The following is an 803-nucleotide window of genomic DNA, read 5'->3' as shown; positions in this document are numbered from 1 at the left end:
ATCAAACAGCCCCTCCACGTCCCACCCACGGTCCACCGGGAAACCGGACACCGCGTCCACACCCGAGGACACCAGATCCCACAACCCCTCCGGAGAACTCACCCCACCCGGAAAACGGCACGCCATCCCCACGATCGCGATCGGCTCGTCGACCGAAAGGGGTTCGACGGCGGCTTGCCGGGGCGCCTCCTCGGCGGATACCGAGGGGGCCTGCTCCTGGAGCGTCTCGACGGCCGCGTCCCGGATCAGGCGAGCGACGGCGAGCGGGGTGGGGGCGTCGTAGATGAGGGTCGTGGGGAGGCGCAGGCCGGTCGCGGCGCGCAGCCGGTTGCGCAGCTCGATGCCGTCGACCGACTCGAAGCCCTGCTCCTTGAAGGTCTTCTCGGCCGCGATCGCCGCGGCGGAGATGTGGCCGAGGATGGTGGCCGCGTGGACGCGTACCAGGTCCAGTACGTGGTCGAGCTGCTCGTTCTCGGAGCGACCACGCAGTTCGCGGCTGAGCAGGGTCTCCGTGGCCGTGTCGGCCGAAGACCGCGCCGGGTCGTCGGGCGCTCCGGAGCCCAGCCAGTGGTGGGTGCGCTGGAAGGCGTAGGTGGGCAGGTCGACGCGGCGGGCGCCGGTGCCCTCGAAGAGCTGCGCCCAGTCGATGTCGACGCCGCGCACGAAGAGCTCGGCGGCACACGTCAGGAAGCGCTGGAGTCCGCCTTCGTCACGGCGCAGGGAACCGGTCGCCAGGACGTCGACACCGGCGGCCTCGGCGGCCTCCTGGATCCCGATGGTGAGGACGGGGTGCGCACTGGACT

Annotated in this window: 1 protein-coding gene; it reads right to left on the bottom strand. The window is 71.2% G+C overall.

From position 1 onward, the window contains the following. The coding region (locus tag AB4039_RS42240) for a beta-ketoacyl synthase N-terminal-like domain-containing protein (RefSeq protein WP_442273309.1) at positions 1 to 803 on the bottom strand (803 nt) is incomplete at both ends.

The organism is Streptomyces sp. M-16, assembly GCF_052114405.1.
Classification (GTDB): domain Bacteria; phylum Actinomycetota; class Actinomycetes; order Streptomycetales; family Streptomycetaceae; genus Streptomyces.
Note: the sequence above shows the minus strand (reverse complement) of the source record. Positions and strands in the feature narration are given on the sequence as shown.